15 protein-coding genes are annotated in these 17,102 nt (G+C 44.5%); all 15 read right to left on the reverse strand.

Annotation, left to right across the window (positions count from 1 at the left end):
* Positions 1-2: 2 nt before the first annotated feature.
* The 15 genes from ABID29_RS03125 to ABID29_RS03195 all read right to left on the reverse strand — a co-directional run bounded on the left by ABID29_RS03125 (position 3) and on the right by ABID29_RS03195 (position 17,101).
* Positions 3-2,513: an LTA synthase family protein gene (locus tag ABID29_RS03125; protein WP_354364336.1), complete on the reverse strand. Its 2,511-nt coding sequence runs from the start codon at positions 2,511-2,513 to the stop codon at positions 3-5.
* Positions 2,510-4,258: a rhamnan synthesis F family protein gene (locus ABID29_RS03130; RefSeq protein WP_354364338.1), complete on the reverse strand. Its 1,749-nt coding sequence runs from the start codon at positions 4,256-4,258 to the stop codon at positions 2,510-2,512. Before ABID29_RS03130 ends, ABID29_RS03125 begins: the two co-directional genes overlap by 4 nt.
* Complete coding sequence (locus tag ABID29_RS03135) at positions 4,255-5,946, reverse strand: glycosyltransferase family 4 protein (RefSeq protein WP_354364339.1); 1,692 nt, start codon at positions 5,944-5,946, stop codon at positions 4,255-4,257. Before ABID29_RS03135 ends, ABID29_RS03130 begins: the two co-directional genes overlap by 4 nt.
* A 59-nt stretch (positions 5,947-6,005) precedes the next feature.
* The gene (locus tag ABID29_RS03140; RefSeq protein WP_354364340.1) at positions 6,006-7,217 is read right to left on the reverse strand and encodes an ABC transporter ATP-binding protein; all 1,212 of its coding nucleotides are present in this window, start codon (positions 7,215-7,217) and stop codon (positions 6,006-6,008) included.
* On the reverse strand, positions 7,217-8,020 hold the full coding sequence (locus tag ABID29_RS03145; protein WP_354364341.1) for an ABC transporter permease: 804 nt from the start codon (positions 8,018-8,020) through the stop codon (positions 7,217-7,219). Before ABID29_RS03145 ends, ABID29_RS03140 begins: the two co-directional genes overlap by 1 nt.
* Before the next feature lie 25 nt (positions 8,021-8,045).
* Positions 8,046-8,984: a glycosyltransferase family 2 protein gene (locus ABID29_RS03150; RefSeq protein ID WP_354364343.1), complete on the reverse strand. Its 939-nt coding sequence runs from the start codon at positions 8,982-8,984 to the stop codon at positions 8,046-8,048.
* Positions 8,981-10,129: a beta 1-4 rhamnosyltransferase Cps2T gene (gene cps2T, locus ABID29_RS03155; protein WP_354364344.1), complete on the reverse strand. Its 1,149-nt coding sequence runs from the start codon at positions 10,127-10,129 to the stop codon at positions 8,981-8,983. Before cps2T ends, ABID29_RS03150 begins: the two co-directional genes overlap by 4 nt.
* Positions 10,130-10,164: 35 nt before the next feature.
* A complete protein-coding gene (locus ABID29_RS03160; protein ID WP_354364345.1) occupies positions 10,165-11,049 on the reverse strand; it encodes a glycosyltransferase in 885 nt (294 codons plus the stop codon).
* Positions 11,042-12,334 carry a glycosyltransferase gene (locus ABID29_RS03165; protein WP_354364346.1) on the reverse strand — a complete coding sequence of 431 codons (1,293 nt, stop codon included), beginning with the start codon at positions 12,332-12,334 and terminating at the stop codon, positions 11,042-11,044. Before ABID29_RS03165 ends, ABID29_RS03160 begins: the two co-directional genes overlap by 8 nt.
* A 517-nt stretch (positions 12,335-12,851) precedes the next feature.
* Positions 12,852-13,091 (reverse strand): hypothetical protein, encoded by a 240-nt coding sequence (locus tag ABID29_RS03170; RefSeq protein ID WP_354364348.1) that lies wholly within the window; start codon positions 13,089-13,091, stop codon positions 12,852-12,854.
* A 143-nt stretch (positions 13,092-13,234) separates the two neighbouring features.
* Positions 13,235-13,420: a hypothetical protein gene (locus ABID29_RS03175; protein WP_354364349.1), complete on the reverse strand. Its 186-nt coding sequence runs from the start codon at positions 13,418-13,420 to the stop codon at positions 13,235-13,237.
* 321 nt (positions 13,421-13,741) lie between these two features.
* On the reverse strand, positions 13,742-14,974 hold the full coding sequence (locus ABID29_RS03180) for a nucleotide sugar dehydrogenase (RefSeq protein ID WP_354364351.1): 1,233 nt from the start codon (positions 14,972-14,974) through the stop codon (positions 13,742-13,744).
* 9 nt (positions 14,975-14,983) lie between these two features.
* Complete coding sequence (locus ABID29_RS03185; protein WP_354364353.1) at positions 14,984-15,499, reverse strand: serine O-acetyltransferase; 516 nt, start codon at positions 15,497-15,499, stop codon at positions 14,984-14,986.
* A 1-nt stretch (position 15,500) separates the two neighbouring features.
* Positions 15,501-16,562, reverse strand: a complete 1,062-nt coding sequence (locus ABID29_RS03190) for an NAD-dependent epimerase/dehydratase family protein (RefSeq protein WP_354364354.1) — start codon at positions 16,560-16,562, stop codon at positions 15,501-15,503.
* Positions 16,559-17,101, reverse strand: coding sequence for an acyltransferase (locus ABID29_RS03195; RefSeq protein WP_373666082.1), 543 nt, complete (start codon positions 17,099-17,101; stop codon positions 16,559-16,561). Before ABID29_RS03195 ends, ABID29_RS03190 begins: the two co-directional genes overlap by 4 nt.
* Between the last annotated feature and the right edge of the window lies 1 nt (position 17,102).

Here is a 17,102-nt window from a genome sequence, read left to right on the forward strand (position 1 = left end):
CCTCATTTCTTTTCATTAGGGAGTGAGAAAAACTGTTCATAATCTCTGATATAACCTCTACCTACAGTTATATCATATTGGAGCAGACGTAGGTCATGAGCAATCTCATCATGTTCAGGAGTATCTCCTGATGAGCTAACACTCGCTTTTTCTAGTACTCTTGTCAGCAGAGCATAGTAAGGCGAAACCTTCGAGTCGGTGTGCTCTAACAAGGCTGCTGTAAAATCACTAGAATTGAGAAGAGGGTAATCTAATTTTTCCTTCTGCCAATTACTCCAAATAAAATAATCCGTTTGATACTGGGTTATCGGATCTGTACTGAACAAGCGCTCCGGGTAAAAACCAGGTAAATGGTCGCCATAAAAGACTACTGTAATCTTTTTATCTATGGTGCTCAAACGTTCCAAAAACTGCTGTGTTGCGCGATCAGTATGACTAAGTAAACGCGAGTATTCTGTCAGCGTATCATTTTCTTTATCGGTAAACCCTTCTCCTTGGGCAATAACTTCCTCTGGATTGCCGACAGACCACGGAGCATGGTTTTGCATCGTAATCACAGAGAAGAACTGATTCTTATCCGTCTCTAAACGTTCTAAGATATTGTCATAAACTGTTTCATCACTGACACTGACGCCCTGTTTCCGAATATTCGAAAATTTATCTTTAGAACCTTCCCAAAAGACTAATTCCCCAAATCCTAAATCCCTATAAATATTATAGCGGTTGTAATTGCTAGCTCCCGAAGGATGGAGGACATATCGGTTGTCGCCTTCAAAAGCATCACTAATCGACGGGAAAACACTCATCTTAGGTACGACTTCCGAATAGAGTGTAGAAACAGTCGGAGAAAAATTATAGAAGGGCAGTCCAGTTAAGCTTTGGAACTCCATGTTAGCTGTCCCACCACCGTAACCATCAGACTGCATGATACCACTCGTTGTTGTTTCTTTGATGCGATTAATGTTCTCCAGCACATCTACCGAAACGGTTATTCCAGGAACCCTTCGTGGGTTAGAGAGACTCTCGCTAAGGATATAAATCACAGTCTGATCAGAAATAGACTGCTCCCTGTCCTGATTAATCTGATTGGCTTCTGCCTCGTACTTTTCAGCTAATTTAGCAATAGCCTCCATACTATAATCTTGTGGCTTCTCCATGATGGGATTTGTCATTTGTTTGACCCAAATGTACATCAAGGATTTATACCTAGCATTTGTCGCAAATCCCAAATAATCAATACTGATTCTATTGTTAAGCTTAGAGAGAATCGGAATTCCTTCTTGAATCTTTTTATCCTTTTCTGTTTGAAAAATATAAAAGATTCCTAAGAAGACCATACTAACTGCAACTAACATCGCTAACTGCTTTTGCCAAGTGCTATATATTTTTCCAGGTACTATACGCTTTCTTAGGATATAAGCTAGAACGATCACAACTATTAGAAGGAGAATTAAATAATAAAATAAGTTTTTATCTACAAAACTCATCACTAGGTGAAGCTCCTTCAACCAAACAAAATCCGTAATCAGTAACGGCTCATTACGCATAGCCATTTTGATGCTGTTGGCTATCGAGAGGACTGTTCCCAGACCTAGAATTAAAATCGAGGCAGAGAAATACTGGTTGATGATTGAGTAAACCACTACTGCTAGGAGAAAGAGAATAATCAACTGAAACAGACTAGCGCCAGGAAAGAGGTAATAACCAAGGAGATCCACCTTTTCCTGAACACCTAGTTGCAGGGTAAAATTGAAGACTAAGGCAAACAAGGCACTGGTCGCGATGACCAAGTTGATACTTGGCCGGTTATGCTTCAAATCTCTCAGGCCGTTGAGGCAGGCATTGGCCAAAACCACAAAAGCCAACAAACACATAAAGACCAAAATCCCTAAAAGGAGCAAGTATTGTGGAAACTGCTCAGCGTTTAAAAATGGTGCCAAGTTACCTTTAATCTGACCAAACAACTTACTGTCGTGAACGGCAATCGAACCGATCAAACAAGCTAGGATAAAGTGATTAGACTCGTATTCTGGCAAGTAGCGCTGACTTTTTCGATGCATGCCTAGAGCCCTGAAGGCATATTTAACAAGAAAAGCCAGTAACACTATGAGGCTAAGTGTCGGTAGAAAATTTGTCTCATAAAACCCATTCTTGCTCCAAGCTTCCCACTTAAAGTCGGGATTATTGATATTTCGTGTCACCAGAAGAAAATAGGAGGACACCAGATAAATCAAGTAGCCAATCCCTAGTTTGAGGACATCCTTGGGCACGATAAATTTAGACAGCTGAACAGCTAAAACAAGGATGGCCAGTCCATAAATCCCCCAACCAGTCTGTTGCCAGAAACCTGCTACTTTAAAGGACTGGTCTTGAATCAGCCGATGGGCGAGGAGGACTAGGTTTAAACCAAAGGTCGATAAGGCCACCAATGGATAGAATAGGACACTTAAATTGGCCCGAAGGGATAGGAATAAATCTCTAAAGGTCTTTAAATTCTTTACGTAATCTTTCATCTTCTTAATTTCTGTATCAAGCGTCGAATGATGTATTTGACCGCCAAGGTCGGACCAACAACGATGTATTTTAAAGCACCGCGCAGGCCACCGATATGATCAAAATTGACAAAAGTCCGTGGGATATCACCGCGCTCATTCAATAATTTATTGTCAATAAAAGGTGTCAGTTCAATAGGCGATTTGGAAATTCTAAAATCATAGTGACGGTCCCAAGCGATATAAACCAGCAAGCGTTCGATGGCATGGAGGATTGAATTTTGAGGCAATGGCTCAGCAGGAATGTCTGCTTCGCTCAACCCTAGGTCAAACAAGGGCCTTAAGGCATCATACTTGAACCAGACAAAAGTCCCATAGCTCATGACAAAGGTATGCAGAGCCTGAAAATCGATGTCTTTTTGGCAACCCATCTCCTTCCAAAGACGGTTCATCTCTGGAGCGATATCATGCTCGTTCCAGGCATCTACAATTTTATTGTACCTAAAAAAGCTTGGAATATCTGCAATCACTAGGCCGAGCTCAAGGTCTTGCTCCAAGGTCTGCAAAATGCCATTAGCAGGCTTGACCAACATATCAACCAACTCTGTTCGCCAAGACTCCCCTGCCCAGAAATCAGCTTCCTTGGACTTCTTAGTGTGAAAATGCCCAACGTAGTCATAGGCCTCCAACTCTTTTTTAAGCTTTAACATTGGCAGGACATCTCGACCGATATTGCCGGTCACGCGAACCTGCGCAGACTGGCCGTAATCTCTCAATATGGCCTCAATCTCTGCCTGCTTCGTCGGATGATCTGTCGTAATCCACAAGTCATAAGCGAATGTAAAGTTCTTAAATGCTGCTAAAAATTCTTCCAGAAGATCCGTGTAAAAGACATGAAGATGGACGGCCACTGACCCTAAAAGAGCTTCTGTCACTGCTACTGGCTGTATATACTTTCTCGCCAGTAAGTACTTGCTGTCTGGATGGCCCATCATGGACATGTGCTTGACGATTAGATCAACCGGATAGGCCGTCTCCCGCTCAATAGCCGACAAAATATAGGGAGTAATATGCTGATTGGCATCAATGGTTTTGACCTTGATGAAGGGGACCCGTTTTTGCACAATAGCGGTCGGATTGTAGTAGGAAAAATCAGGATGAAGCATGCCTGTCACATCTTCTTGGGTTGTGTCAAAGACCACGCCATACCTGAAGCCACTATCTAAAAGCACCGTTGTCACCCGTGTCTCATAGTGATCTATGACATCTTGAACATCCGTAAACGCTTGAACAGACTGCCAAAATCCCTGAAAGGCTTCAGAGCACACCACCTCACGTGAAAAGGACATGAAATAACTCTGAATATGTTCCTTAAACCGCTCGGTCGCCCGAAAATTGGTCATCCCCCAGAAATCAACCGTTTCATCCTGCTCAAAACGGCCATAGGTACTGGCTAGATCGTAAAGCGGACCAAAACAAGTGTCGTTCATGATGGTCACACTGTCATAATCCTGCAAGCGATCAAAGCCCACGCGCGCCATTCCATCTCTCCAGGCCGCAAAATCATAGCCTGAATTCTCCCGTTGCAGGAAATCATCAGCCAATCGGGTTTCCAAAAGCTGCGATTGAGCCTCTGAAGAAAGAGGGCTGTTTGAAATCACTAAAACATGCTCAAAAAGCGGTCGCAACTGCTCCAATTGATAGAGCACATGGCCGCTGATACGGTGGTATTTATTAAAATGAATATAAAGCAAAAGACGCTTCATTTCCTTCTCCTAAATAAATTAATAAGCCTTGTCGTGTATATCCAACGTCGGGAAGAGATGAGGGATTGATAATCAGAAGTAACTGTTTGTAAAGCCGTCGTCACCTCTTTTAACTGATCTTTAAGGTTGTGATTGTCTGCGACGAGGTTTTTCAGCTCTCTGTCAAAGGCTTTCAAAGCGACTTGTTCGTAGCTAAAGTGCAATGTAGCATCATGCAAGTCAGAAGTATCATACACGACTTGATTGTCGTCTGACAGAAACAGATAGCCACTCTCAGTCATAATAGCCGAGCAGTGAACAGGGGTAAGAACTGGAGATGCTTTATCCTGACTCATTCGAAGCTGGTAAAGACCCCCAGTCCTTGGAAAATCAATCCGAATATAATCACCCTCTCCAACAAGAATGTCAAAGGACCCTTTTTCCTTAGCTGGATAAACGTCTATCTGGTAATAGGGAATCACATTGCTATGGTAAACTCTAATCTCCTGAGAAGCTATGTGTTCTAACAACTCTGGCTCTACCTGACATCCCAGAAGGCTAGCCAAACCTGTCGCAAGAGGCTTGGGAGTATAGTGGAGCTGGCCTTCAATCACCTGCACAAATGCCTCACAAGTCTTGTCCAACGTGTAGAGCTGCCTAGCTGCCTCACTAAGAAGCTGCGCTGCTGTCCTCTCTTCTTCATACTGAGAAAGGACCTCCCTGATTTTCCCTGCTAAGGCAGTAGCATCACCTAAAGGATAGCTATTTTTACTTTGGAAATAGTCACTAACGGTTTGATGTCCAAGTGTTTTTGAAGCAATCGAAGGCAATCCAGATAAAATGGCCTCTGTGTAAACGAGAGGAAAAGCTTCCATTTTTGACGTAAAGACTAGCAGATCTTTCCCCTGCAGCAAGTTAAAGGGGGCCTCTTGGTAACCCAAGAAACGAATGTTACTCAGCTGCCTTTCTTCAACGTAGGCGTCTAACATTTCCTTGTAGTGTTGGTCCCAATTCCCGATAAACACCAACTCGAGGGATTCATCGTGAAGCACTTCATAGGCCTGAATCAATTCCAATTGGTTCTTACGCGGGTTAATCCCACCAATCGACACAATCCGATGCTTGTCCGATTCAGCTAGTTCAACCGTCTCCATATGTGAATAGGGAATAAACGGCAAGAGCTTATCCTGTGAAAAATGGTGGGACAGTTCCTCAAAGAGCTCGCCAGTCACTGCAAAAATCTTGTCAGAGAGAGACTCTATGAGCGGGATTTTTTCCTTGTAATAGCCAAATTCACCATAGGGAAACTCATGGATGATCATATGGTGGGGCACACCTTCTAAAGCCGCTGCTACAGCCCCTTGAAATACGTTAATCGTATTGGAAATGACCAAATCAATCGACTCAGACTGGATAATTTCTCTGATTTGAGCGATATTTTGGTGCTGATAGGCGAAGGCCGTAAACTTCTCGTGGTCCTCTATAGGATGAGCCTCCTGCCACCACCAGCGTTTGCTCGGTAACTGAAACAGACCTATCCCCTGCTGGGTCATAAAGTCAATATAGGTCTTATCTGCCCCATCACCATTATCTGGGATAACATTGTAAACGTGATGCCCTCGGCCAGCCAAGTAAGCCATCAGATTAGTGATAGCAACTTCTGCGCCACTGAAAAATGCACCTACTGGCGACACAAATAATATCTTCATACGAAATCATTTCCCTTAAAGATTACTAGTTTGCTTTGACTGCGTTATTCAATAATAGCCTAAACATCCCATCTGCCTTGACGAAGCAAAAGTCCTGTCGAGGAATCCTTTAACGAAAAATCCGACTCATCAATCTCGCGCTGGACAATAAAAACCACGGGCTTAGGCATTGTCAAAATCGTTAAATCCTGTTGGTGTTCATCACGGATATAGGCTTGAAGGCGCAATTTCACACTATTAAAGTATGGCAGTCGACACTTATAAAGCAAGGTCTTTCTTCCCACACCTTCTTGTGAAAAGTCCCAGGAATTGTCATTGTAAAGCCCATTTCCTGTTGAAATGTCAACAAAAGAAAAGGCAATATGTGTCTTAATAGCTTCTTGACAAAGAGTGTATGAAAACTCGATAGTCACTTCATCATCTGGAGACACAACTGTCGGCGACAGCAACCTTGCTTCAAAGTCTGTAATGACCTCTACTTTTTCAGCTTCTCCTTCTTGTGATGACTCCTCAAGGACTCGCTCACCTGTCACATTATCCAAACTATACTGGTTGGCTACGTCAAACGGTTCGCCCTGGGCCTTGATCAAGCCGTCCTCGATCAGGATAGCCTTGTTGCAGTATTTTTTAACAGCCCCCATATCATGGGTCACAAGGATGGTCGTTTTGCCGCTAGCCTTACGCTCGAGGAAATAATCATTACATTTGCGCTGGAAGGCCTCATCACCGACCGCAAGGACCTCATCGAGGACCAAGACATCCCCTTGAGCCTTGATGGCTAAGGAGAAGGCCAGGCGGACCTGCATCCCGCTGGAATAGTTTTTCAGTTTCTGATTCATGAAGTCCTGCAATTCCGCAAACTCCACGATATCCTCATACATGGCATCGATTTCTTGACTGGTAAAACCCAGCATGGCACCGTTGAGGTAGACATTTTCACGACCGGTCAATTCTGGATTAAAACCGACACCCAGCTCGATAAAGGAAACCATTTTTCCCTTAACCGTGACTGAGCCTTTTTCTGGCACATAGATCTGAGAAATGATTTTGAGAAGGGTTGATTTTCCTGAGCCATTTCGCCCAAGAATCCCAAAGAAATCTCCTTCTTCCACATCAAAACTAATATCCCTGAGGACATGTTGCTCCCTGTAGCCCTTGATGCCCTTCAAACGGTTGACCAAGGCGGTCCTCAGACTATGGGTGCTTTCTGTAGGCAATTTAAAATACTTGCTAACGTTTTTGACGCTAACTGCAATGGGTTTACTTGTCATTATAGAATCTCCGCAAAGCGTTTCGCATTTTTATTAAAGAAGGTCCAGCCAATTCCAAAAATCAAGACTGGCAAAAGATAAGGAATCAGAACCAAGTAAGGCTGGTCCACCACCTGCCAAGTGGTCAAATTGGCCGGATCAATCAAGAGGTAGCGAGCGTCCTGAATCATCTGGGCCAGAGGATTGAGCATGAGGAGCTTGCCTGCCCTTGGGCTAAAATCTAAGACATAGGATACCGAGTAGATAATCGGTGTCGCGTACATGCCCGCCTGCATCACAACCTCCCAGACCGGTCCGATATCGCGGTATTTGACAAAGAGGGTCGACAAGAAGAAGGCCAAACCTGACGCCAAGAGGGCCAGCTCGATAAATAAGGGAAGGATCCACAGCCAGTTAAGGCTGAGGGAAACCCCGTTGATCACCGCAAAAACCATGACCACTAGGACATTGATGCCAAAGTTGATCGAAGCATTGGCAACGGCAGATAGCACGATGATCTGCTTCGAAAAATTCAGCTTCCGCAGCAAGTCTCCCCGGCTAACGATGGATACCAAACCCATCGAAGTCGCTTCCTGAAAGAAGGTCCACATGACCATTCCCAATAAAAGTGCCACGGGAAAGTGCGGAATATCGCGTCCGAGGTTTAAAAACCGTACAAAGACAAAATACTGGACTGTAAACAGCAACAAGGGACGCAAAATAGACCACAAATGTCCAACAAAGCTTCCTTGATAGCGTAACTTAAAATCCGTCTTGATCAGTTCTTTTAACAAGATACGGTTAGTTTTACTCAACAAATTCATGAATTCTCCTGAAAGTCAATAGAGACTATTGATGATAGATTTTACTTAAGATAAGGCTGGAAAAAACCAGCTGATGCAGCCACTTGTTCTTTCGGTAGCCGTAAGTTTTGAGGCGACGGTAACGCTCACCTAGGGGCTGCTGGTCGATGGTGAGCCAGTTAGCTAGGATGGCTCTTTGATCTGGCGACAGGCGGTCTCCAACTTCTTCTAGGGCTGTCTTAGCTTGCTCTTGGATCTCATGGATATGGCGCCAATAGCGCTGGTAAATGGGCCTTGGCCCTTCACGAAAGAGTTTAAAGCGCTGGTCCTGGGTCCTCGCTCCGACCACATTTTGGCTGTGCTGGCGATAGAGCTCGCCGGGCTGATCCAGGTAGACCAGATGGCCGAGAGCCGCCGCTAAAATGGCCAGGTACCAGTCGTGCATGATAAGGCCTTCTGTCCTGGTCCAAAGCTGGGCCAGGGCATGGTTAATCAAGGTAACACCACCAGTGACCGTGTTTTCAATCAAAATCGTCTCCAAGCTGGTATTGGCATGATGGGACTGACTCCTGATCATGCTTTCTTCCAAAACCTGGAGGGATTCGTCCACCACCTTGAGGTCCATATAGACGAGAAGGGGAACTGCCACAGGATAGGCCTTGGCCACTTCCAGTTGACTGGCCACCTTATCGGGCAACCAGACATCGTCCTGGTCGCTAAAGAGGTAAACATCTGCATCTTCTAGCTTGACCAAGCGGTGAAAGCTCTTGATAACCCCCAGATTGTCCTGCGAATCATGATCCACCCAGCATATCCGCTCGTCCCTAGCCACATAGTCTGCGATGATGGCCCTTGTGGCATCTGACGATCCGTCATCGCGAATCAAGAGCCGCCAATCCTGATAGGTCTGGGCCAGGATACTGTCCAACTGCTGGGCCAAGAAGCGCTCACCATTATAGGTAGACATAAGAATGTGGACTTTCACGATAAAAACAACTCCTCATAGGCTGCCACAATGGCCTCCCAAGTATAGTGATTTTGCATATTGGCTCTAGCCTTTTGCCCCAAGACCTCATGGTCCACCTGAGCGTCTAGTGTGTTAATCAAGCCTGATAAGCTTCCAGGCGCCTTGGTCCAATAGTAGGCCGTATCCAGCGCCACTTGACGGTTAAAGCTCACATCCAGCACCAGATTAAGATCAGTTTGAGCCAGGGACTCCAATAGACTGGGATTGGTCCCACCAACTTCGTGGCCATGGATATAGGCAAAGGCACTCTGGCGGATGTATTTGAGCAATTCTTGGTCGTAAATCGTCCCTACAAAAACCACTCGTGGGTCCTGCCTAAAACCAGTCTTCTCTGCCAAAGTCTGCCAGTAGGCATTGCCTTGGTAGTTGGCTATGATCAGTAGCTTACGCTGCGTCGATGAGGCCATAAACTCGCGAATGCTGGTCTCGTAATTGTTTTCTGGGACAAAGCGCCCCAAGATCAGGTAATACCCCTTCTCCTGCGTCTCAAACCGTTGGTAAAACTCTCTGACAGACGGGGCTTGCGCTGTCAAACTAGATGGGGTCAAATCCGTTCCATAGGCCAGAAACGTCGTCCGACTCCAGGGGTAAGCCTCCTTCAGATAGGTCTCAATTCCGCGATTGTCCGCAATGACCAAATCAGCGTGCTTGGTCATCATCTTCTCTGCGTATTTGAGGTAGGCTTGGACAGGTTTGGGCCATTTGGACCGTTTCCACTCAAGGCCATCGGGATTGATGAAAAACATCCCGCCGACCGCTCGAATCTGTTTGGCAAAGGGTGCAATCATACCGCCGATCGTATTGCCCAAGAGGTAAAAGATCGGAGCTTCCATAGCCTCTTCCTTGACCAATTTAAGGGCGTAACGGATGGCCAGCATATCGTAAGCTATCACCCGAGCCGGACCAAGTTTAGGCGGGTTAATGGTAAAGCAATCTGCTCCCGCATAGTCAAAATGCTGGTAGGGGTCACCATCCGTCAGACAGGCCACATGATATTTAAGGTCTTGTGATTGTTGGTGCTTGACCAGCTCGGCTACGAAGGTTTCAAAGCCACCATAAGTAGCTGGCAAGCCTCGGCTACCGATGATAAAGACATGTCGCATAGGTGTCCTTTCTACAGCATAGTTGAATCGTTAGTTTATTGTTTGATCGCATTTCCTATCATCTTGGCGCTCAGGTAAGTAACCTTGCCGATCAGATGGCTGAAATCAAAGAGAGCGATCTGCCAAGACGGGCAATTTAAGTAATGTTTTAAGTAAATGTGGCAACTATCTCTCAGGATATCGAGGCGTTTGCCCACTGACTGAATGTTAGTATTGATAGAGGTTGAATGATGGTGGGTAAAATGAACATCATGGAGAATCTGGTTGGTCATCCCAGCCTGCTGGACCTTAAAGCCTAAGATATTTTCCTCCCCGTAGAGGAAGGTCCGTTCATCGAGAAAGCCCAAAGCTTCAAAAATATCCGCGCGTCCCATGTAGTAAGAGCCCGCGATTACCCCGACCAGCTCAATGCCTGTAAGAGGCGTTTTGGCAGGCTTCAAACGCTTCATGAGTCCGCGAAGAAGGATCAGGTTGTCCCCCACTAGGTCCCAATAGGTCGGGACTGGCCAGCTGGCCTTTTCAGGGCGGTTGCTGACCATCTGCGGTGCTACAAAGGCTAGGTCCTTCTGGTCAGCCAAGGCTGTCATGCAAGCCTTTAAGGCTTCCTCATTGAGGCTGACGTCGGCATTGGAGAGGCTGATATAGGTCGGCTGATAGTGTTCAATAGCGTAGCGCATGCCGACATTGTTGCCAAAGGCATAGCCGCCATTATGAGTCGTTTGAAGACAGTCAACCTTATGAACAAGTCCCTGTTCTGTCACAAAGTCCTGCAACTCCTGGTAGAGTCCAGTCGTTGAGCAATTGTCCACCAAGATCACCTTGTCAACGCTCGGAAGAGCAACCGTCTGCTCCAAGTAGGCCTTGATGGCTTCGTTATCGTTATAAGCCAAGACGACAACCACATGTTCTAACTTAGCCATGCTTAGCTCCTCCTCGAATCACTTCCTGATAAAAGTCCTCCAACTCAGCAACATGCTCTACTAATCCTTTGATCGGCCCTTGGTAGTGCTGTTCGGTCAAACCTTCTAGAATACTACTAAGCTCGGCTTCGTTCTTGAAAACCCAAGCTTCTGGCAGCAAGTCCTTAGCTCCGACCTGGTTGCTCGCTAGAACCATCTTGCCATAACTCAAAGCTTCTAAGACAATAAACCCAAAGGTCTCCGCCCACTGGCTAGGCACAATCAGGACATCAAAACTCTGATAGACTTCACTGGCTTGGCCTGGGCCAAAGCTTCCGTGCTGCTGGATAAATCCTGGAAGATCCCGTCTCGGCGCATGCCCCCAGGTATGCCAGTCAAAAGCTTCTGGCCTGCTCTGCCATTTTTCCGCCAAAGCGACAAAAAAATCAAAGCCCTTATGCGGGAAATCCGGTCCAATATAAGCCAAACGCGGAGGACTTGTCCAAGTCTGGGTCCTTGCTAGAGGCTTAATCCCCCCGTGGCTAATGTTCAAGACCCTAGAAAAGGCTGGCGCCTGGGATAGATTTTTCTCGAAAACCTGACGGGCCAAGTGACTGTTAAAGTGATAGCCGTCAACCAAGGCAAACATGGACTGGTAATAGTCCATCAAAGCACTGTAGTCCACCTCCGAGAGGTCCTTTTTTACCGCAGGCAATCCCGTTTGGCGCTTTAGCAAGCGAGCCAGCCGACGAATCTGAGGGTAAAAAGGAGCCTGAAAGAGACGCAGTTGCTGAGTGGACATCCCCTCTTGGGACATGAGTTGCCAGGCTTGATTGCTGTTGTCCTCTGTAAATGACCTGCCCTGGCCATAAAAGCTAGGCACAGGTGCCAAGCCAAAGTAATCATGGCTGGTCATAACCACAGGAATATCTAAGGTTTTTACCGCTTCTAACCATTCCTTATGGAGGCCCATCAAGGTGTGCAGATGAATCAAGTCTGGACGGACTTTCTGCAAAAATTGCTGGTAAGCAGCTTTATCAGCCCTTGCCATAAAGTCATCAGGAGACAAAATACCGCCAGATATAGGAAGCGGGGGGCTATTGATGAGCCGGTAGGTCTGGAAACCCAGCCCTTTCTTGCCTGGACCAATGCTAGAGGCCTTCTGCCAAGGCCGGTAAGCTCCAGGATAGAGGGCAACCACGTCATGCCCTTGAGAAACTTGGGCCTGCATCAAATCCGTCGCATAACGTACCAGGCCCCCACTGCGCTCAGGAGCAAAACCCAAAGTATAGTGCAAAATCTTCACGTTTGACTCCCTTCGCCCATTTTTTAGCATCATCCCTCCCTAGCCTAAATCACTAGGAAATCTATTTGCTAATCACATCATTATACCATGATTTCCTTTAATTGGCATTATTTTCATGTCTTCTATAGGCCCAGTGTACGAAAAAAGACCTACCTTTCTAATTGTGAAAGATAGGCATTTTCAGAAAAAGGCAAGACCATTTTCGAATCATTGTCTAGTTTTCCCCTATCAAAACTGATCATATTGAAATTTATACTCAGAGAAAATCAATCTAGTCTAGGAAACAAAGCTGGTGATAGAACAGGAGTCATCGAAACGAGTGCCAGCGGCTATCTTTGATTTTCAAAGAGTACTATTCTCAAGATCCGGCAGACTCCTAGTACATCATGCTCTTCTATTTGTCATCATCAGCTCAGCCGTAATCACCCGATAATGCAGTATTTCTAGTATGATGCCTATCGCAGTTGTCACAAATACGACCGCCTAGCAATAGGAACTTTTAACCGATGGTCACAGATCATGGAAGTTTTACCCGCAAACCGCTGGCAGTTGTTTCCGCTTTGGAAATAACTGAATATTCATCGAGCTCCCCCTCGTCAAAGATGTTTCGGAGATGTTTACTGATGGCAGCTACACCGACACCAAACAATCTAGCCAACTCTTTCTGACTAGCCCAAATGGTCTCATCGCCGATAATCACCTTAACCGCTTCGTCCGTATTATCAGCAGTATAGATTAAAAACTGTAATTCATTCATACCATCACCCTTCTATGGAAAAATGCAAAAATACTCGACACCTTCATTATATCATACCCTATAGAAAAGGCCCTATAAGACTGTAACGGGTAATTCAATCGCAATATTATGAGCCTATTTGGATGTAGAAAAACTAACCTAACTCATTGAGTCGGATGGTCATAGCGCAACACCTTATCTATGATTGTTTCAAGTATACCGCTGTTAATAGACTCAAATATACTGAGTTCCAGTTTTCCAAGACGTACCCGGAGTAGAATATTATTTTGCTTTTTCTCAAAGGAACGAGACTGAGGGGCTGAATTTAAAGGGACGATAGGTTGTGTCATCAAAATAACCTCCAGTAATATTTTCTAGAAAAAGTATACTGGGGGTCTGGGTTTTACGATAGATACCTTGTTATGGGGCGGTTAGGAATGAAACCATTCAACCTAACTGTAAATAGAAAAACGTCCCAGAGTCAAATAGACTATGGGATGTTTTCAATATACTCTGTCATGGGGCGGTTACGGCATTGACATGATGAAAACCCTCCATTTCTGTTTTCTACTCAAAGTATAATGGAGGGTTAGATAATAGAATAGATATCTTGTTATGGGATGGTTACGGTGATGACAGAATATAATTATTACTGATAATACTTGCAACCATCAGTCTCGTCTAAATATATCCCTAGTATAAACCTTGTCTATCACATCTTCTAAAATGTTATCATAACGATTGGCAATGATAGCCTGTGAACGTAACTTGAAAGCCTCTAAATCATTTACCACTTCACTACCAAAGAATGTCGATCCGTCTTCAAGAGTTGGTTCAAAAACAATCACCTCGGCTCCTTTAGCCTTAATTCGCTTCATTACCCCCTGAATAGAGGATTGGCGGAAATTATCTGAATTTGACTTCATTGTTAAGCGATATACACCGACAACAACTTCTTTTTCCTTATGAGGATCAAACTCGCTACTCCCCACATAGGCATCCGCAATTTCAAGAACACGGTCAGCAATAAAGTCTTTACGTGTGCGATTACTTTCTACAATAGCAGACATCATATTTTGCGGAACCGCATCATAATTTGCTAGAAGTTGCTTTGTATCTTTTGGTAAACAGTATCCACCATAGCCAAATGATGGGTTATTGTAGTGATTTCCGATACGAGGATCCAAACCAACCCCTAGGATAATCTCCTTGGTATTAAGCCCCTTGAGCTCCGCGTATGTATCCAACTCATTAAAATAAGAGACACGTAGTGCTAAATAAGTATTTGCAAAAAGTTTCACTGCTTCTGCTTCTGTGAAGCCCATAATCAGAACAGGGGTGTCCTCATCCAGAGATTCTGCCTTCAAGAGTTGGGCAAATTCACGAGCTTTTTCTGTCAATGCTTCATCCGACATATCTGTTCCAACGATGATCCGAGATGGATGCAGATTGTCATAGAGCGCTTTTGATTCTCGCAAAAACTCGGGGCTAAAAATAATTCTATCACAATTGAACTTTTGACGAACTTGCTCCGTGTATCCAACAGGAATTGTTGACTTAATGATAATGATGGCCTGGTCATTCACTGAAAGAACCTGCTCAATCACTGATTCCACCGCAGACGTATCAAAGAAATTCTTCTTACTATCATAGTTGGTTGGAGCAGCAACAACGACAAATTCGGCATCTTTGTATGCTGCATCACCATCTAAGGTTGCGGTAAGGTTCAAGGCCTTGGTCGCAAAATATTCCTCAATTTTATCATCTTGGATAGGCGATTGTCTACGGTTAATCATCTCAACCTTCTCTGAAATGATATCCACAGCAACAACTTCATGGCTTTGAGCCAGGAGAGTTGCTAAAGAAAGGCCTACATAACCTGTGCCAGCTACTGCGATTTTCATATACTACTCCTATTCGATTCTATTATTGATGTAAGCCTCTGTTGCATTTTCTTTGGACTTGATTATGCAGGGATTCCCAAATACGACCGAATGTGAGGGCACATCACAATTGACATAGGTGTTTGGAGCTATCAAAACATCATCGCCAATAGTAACTCTTCCAACAATCGTACTATTGATTCCAATCCAAACATTATCACCAATAATCGGACTCCCCCTTCTTGAACCACGATTTTCTTGGCCAAGTGTCACACCTTTGTGAATGTTGACATTTTTTCCAATAATAACATCGGGGTTAAAGGTGATGCCAACTATATGTCCAAGATAGAGACCTGGACCTATTTTTGTATTTGGGTGTAGCTCAACATGGTACCTATAGCAAAGTCTCTGAAAGATAAATCGATAAAAAAACTTTATAATAGGGTTTGTCGCCTCTTGATGTTTTCTAAAATAAAGTTGTAACCTTGGCATTTTATAGGCACCATAACGATGTTGGTCTAGTTGAACTAGATTTATTTTTTTCATATTACTTGTCCTTATAAAAATGTCGATACCAGATAGCAAACTGCCTCAAGCCATGTCTTAGAGGGGTAGAGGGTTTAAAAGCAAAGTCCCGTTCCAAAGCCGAAGTGTCTGCATAGGTGATAGGCACATCGCCCGGTTGCATGGCAACCAAGTCCTTATGAGCTTCAAAATCATAGTCTTCTGGTAAGACCCCTGCACGAACCAGCTCCTCTTGCAAGATGTTGACAAAGTCAAGGAGGTTTTCTGGCTGGCTATTACCTATATTATAGATGGCATAAGGGGGAATAGGTAGGCCATCATCCCCCATCTTGCGCTTCGGCGCACCAAACATGACACGTCGCACCCCTTCAACGATGTCATCGATATAGGTGAAATCCCGTTTGCAATTACCGTAGTTAAAGATTTGGATGGTCTCCCCTTGATGTAATTTATTAGTAAAGCCAAAATAGGCCATGTCTGGGCGCCCGGCAGGTCCGTAAACTGTAAAAAAACGTAAGCCTGTGGTCGGAATATCATAGAGTTTACTGTAGGCATGAGCAAAAAGTTCATTGGACTTCTTAGTCGCTGCATACAGCGAGACAGGATTGTCAACCTGGTCTTCAACACTATAAGGAACTTTGGCGTTGGAACCATAGACCGAAGATGAAGATGCATAAACCAGGTGTTCCACGGGGTTGTGGCGACAAGCCTCGAGAATGTTTTGGAAACCAATCACATTGCTTTCAATATAAACTTCCGGATTTGAAATAGAATATCGCACACCTGCCTGAGCTGCTAAATTGACTACAATATGGGGCCTATAACGTTTAAACAGTTGATCCACTAAGTGCTTATCAGCCAAATCCCCTTTGATAAATTCCCACTGAGAAACTGATTTTTCAACCTGTCCCGCAACCTCCCCTAAGCGAAACTCTTTCAAAGAAACGTCATAATAATCATTAAGATTATCTAGTCCAATAATCCGTAAAGGATCTTGTTCGGCCAAGAGTGCCTTTACTAAGTTAGCGCCGATGAAACCAGCTGCTCCTGTGATTAAGATTGTCTTCCTATTTAAATCAGTCATTGTTTGCCTCGTTCTAAGATGGTTTTTTCTAGAAACTGTCTCTTTTCTTCACTTGTCATCCCTTTTGTAAGGACAATTTTGCCTTCCATTTTGCTGGCGTATTCATCTAAACTTTCAATAATGCGTGCTGGCACACCCCCTACAATGGTGTTTGGTGGCACATCTTTTGTAACAACAGCACAGGTTGCAACAATCGCATTTTCGCCTATGGTAATCCCTGGCATAATCATAGCATTTGTGCCAATATGAACATTGTCTTTCACAAGGATCTTACCAAAACGATCTGCCTGTGCAAAGACTTCCTTGTATTTGGGGTGATTTCTCAACACCCAAAGGCCGCCATCATGGGTAACAAAGTTAACACCTGCATTGACTCGTACATGATTTCCCAGCTGAATCAGATAGGGTTCACTACCAAACTGGGCACTTTTATAAATTTCACAGTTATTGCCAATCTTAACACCTTGACTCCTAAGGTAATCAGGATATTTTGACATAGGTAAGAGGGATAGTCTAAGGTATCCTAAAAGTCGTTTCATC

Origin of the sequence: Streptococcus rupicaprae, assembly GCF_040545225.1 — a bacterium.
In the GTDB taxonomy this organism is placed as follows: Bacteria; Bacillota; Bacilli; order Lactobacillales; family Streptococcaceae; genus Streptococcus; species Streptococcus rupicaprae.

Excerpts from the sequence above, each read along its gene's own strand:
- ABID29_RS03175 (WP_354364349.1), bottom strand. The coding sequence starts at position 13,420 with ATGACACAACCTATCGTCCCTTTAAATTCAGCCCCTCAGTCTCGTTCC.
- ABID29_RS03130 (WP_354364338.1), bottom strand. The coding sequence starts at position 4,258 with ATGAAGCGTCTTTTGCTTTATATTCATTTTAATAAATACCACCGTATC.
- ABID29_RS03145 (WP_354364341.1), bottom strand. The coding sequence starts at position 8,020 with ATGAATTTGTTGAGTAAAACTAACCGTATCTTGTTAAAAGAACTGATC.
- cps2T (WP_354364344.1), bottom strand. The coding sequence starts at position 10,129 with ATGCGACATGTCTTTATCATCGGTAGCCGAGGCTTGCCAGCTACTTAT.
- ABID29_RS03125 (WP_354364336.1), bottom strand. The coding sequence starts at position 2,513 with ATGAAAGATTACGTAAAGAATTTAAAGACCTTTAGAGATTTATTCCTA.
- ABID29_RS03135 (WP_354364339.1), bottom strand. The coding sequence starts at position 5,946 with ATGAAGATATTATTTGTGTCGCCAGTAGGTGCATTTTTCAGTGGCGCA.
- ABID29_RS03160 (WP_354364345.1), bottom strand. The coding sequence starts at position 11,049 with ATGGCTAAGTTAGAACATGTGGTTGTCGTCTTGGCTTATAACGATAAC.
- ABID29_RS03185 (WP_354364353.1), bottom strand. The coding sequence starts at position 15,499 with ATGAAAAAAATAAATCTAGTTCAACTAGACCAACATCGTTATGGTGCC.
- ABID29_RS03190 (WP_354364354.1), bottom strand. The coding sequence starts at position 16,562 with ATGACTGATTTAAATAGGAAGACAATCTTAATCACAGGAGCAGCTGGT.
- ABID29_RS03180 (WP_354364351.1), bottom strand. The coding sequence starts at position 14,974 with ATGAAAATCGCAGTAGCTGGCACAGGTTATGTAGGCCTTTCTTTAGCA.
- ABID29_RS03140 (WP_354364340.1), bottom strand. The coding sequence starts at position 7,217 with ATGACAAGTAAACCCATTGCAGTTAGCGTCAAAAACGTTAGCAAGTAT.
- ABID29_RS03195 (WP_373666082.1), bottom strand. The coding sequence starts at position 17,101 with ATGAAACGACTTTTAGGATACCTTAGACTATCCCTCTTACCTATGTCA.
- ABID29_RS03170 (WP_354364348.1), bottom strand. The coding sequence starts at position 13,091 with ATGAATGAATTACAGTTTTTAATCTATACTGCTGATAATACGGACGAA.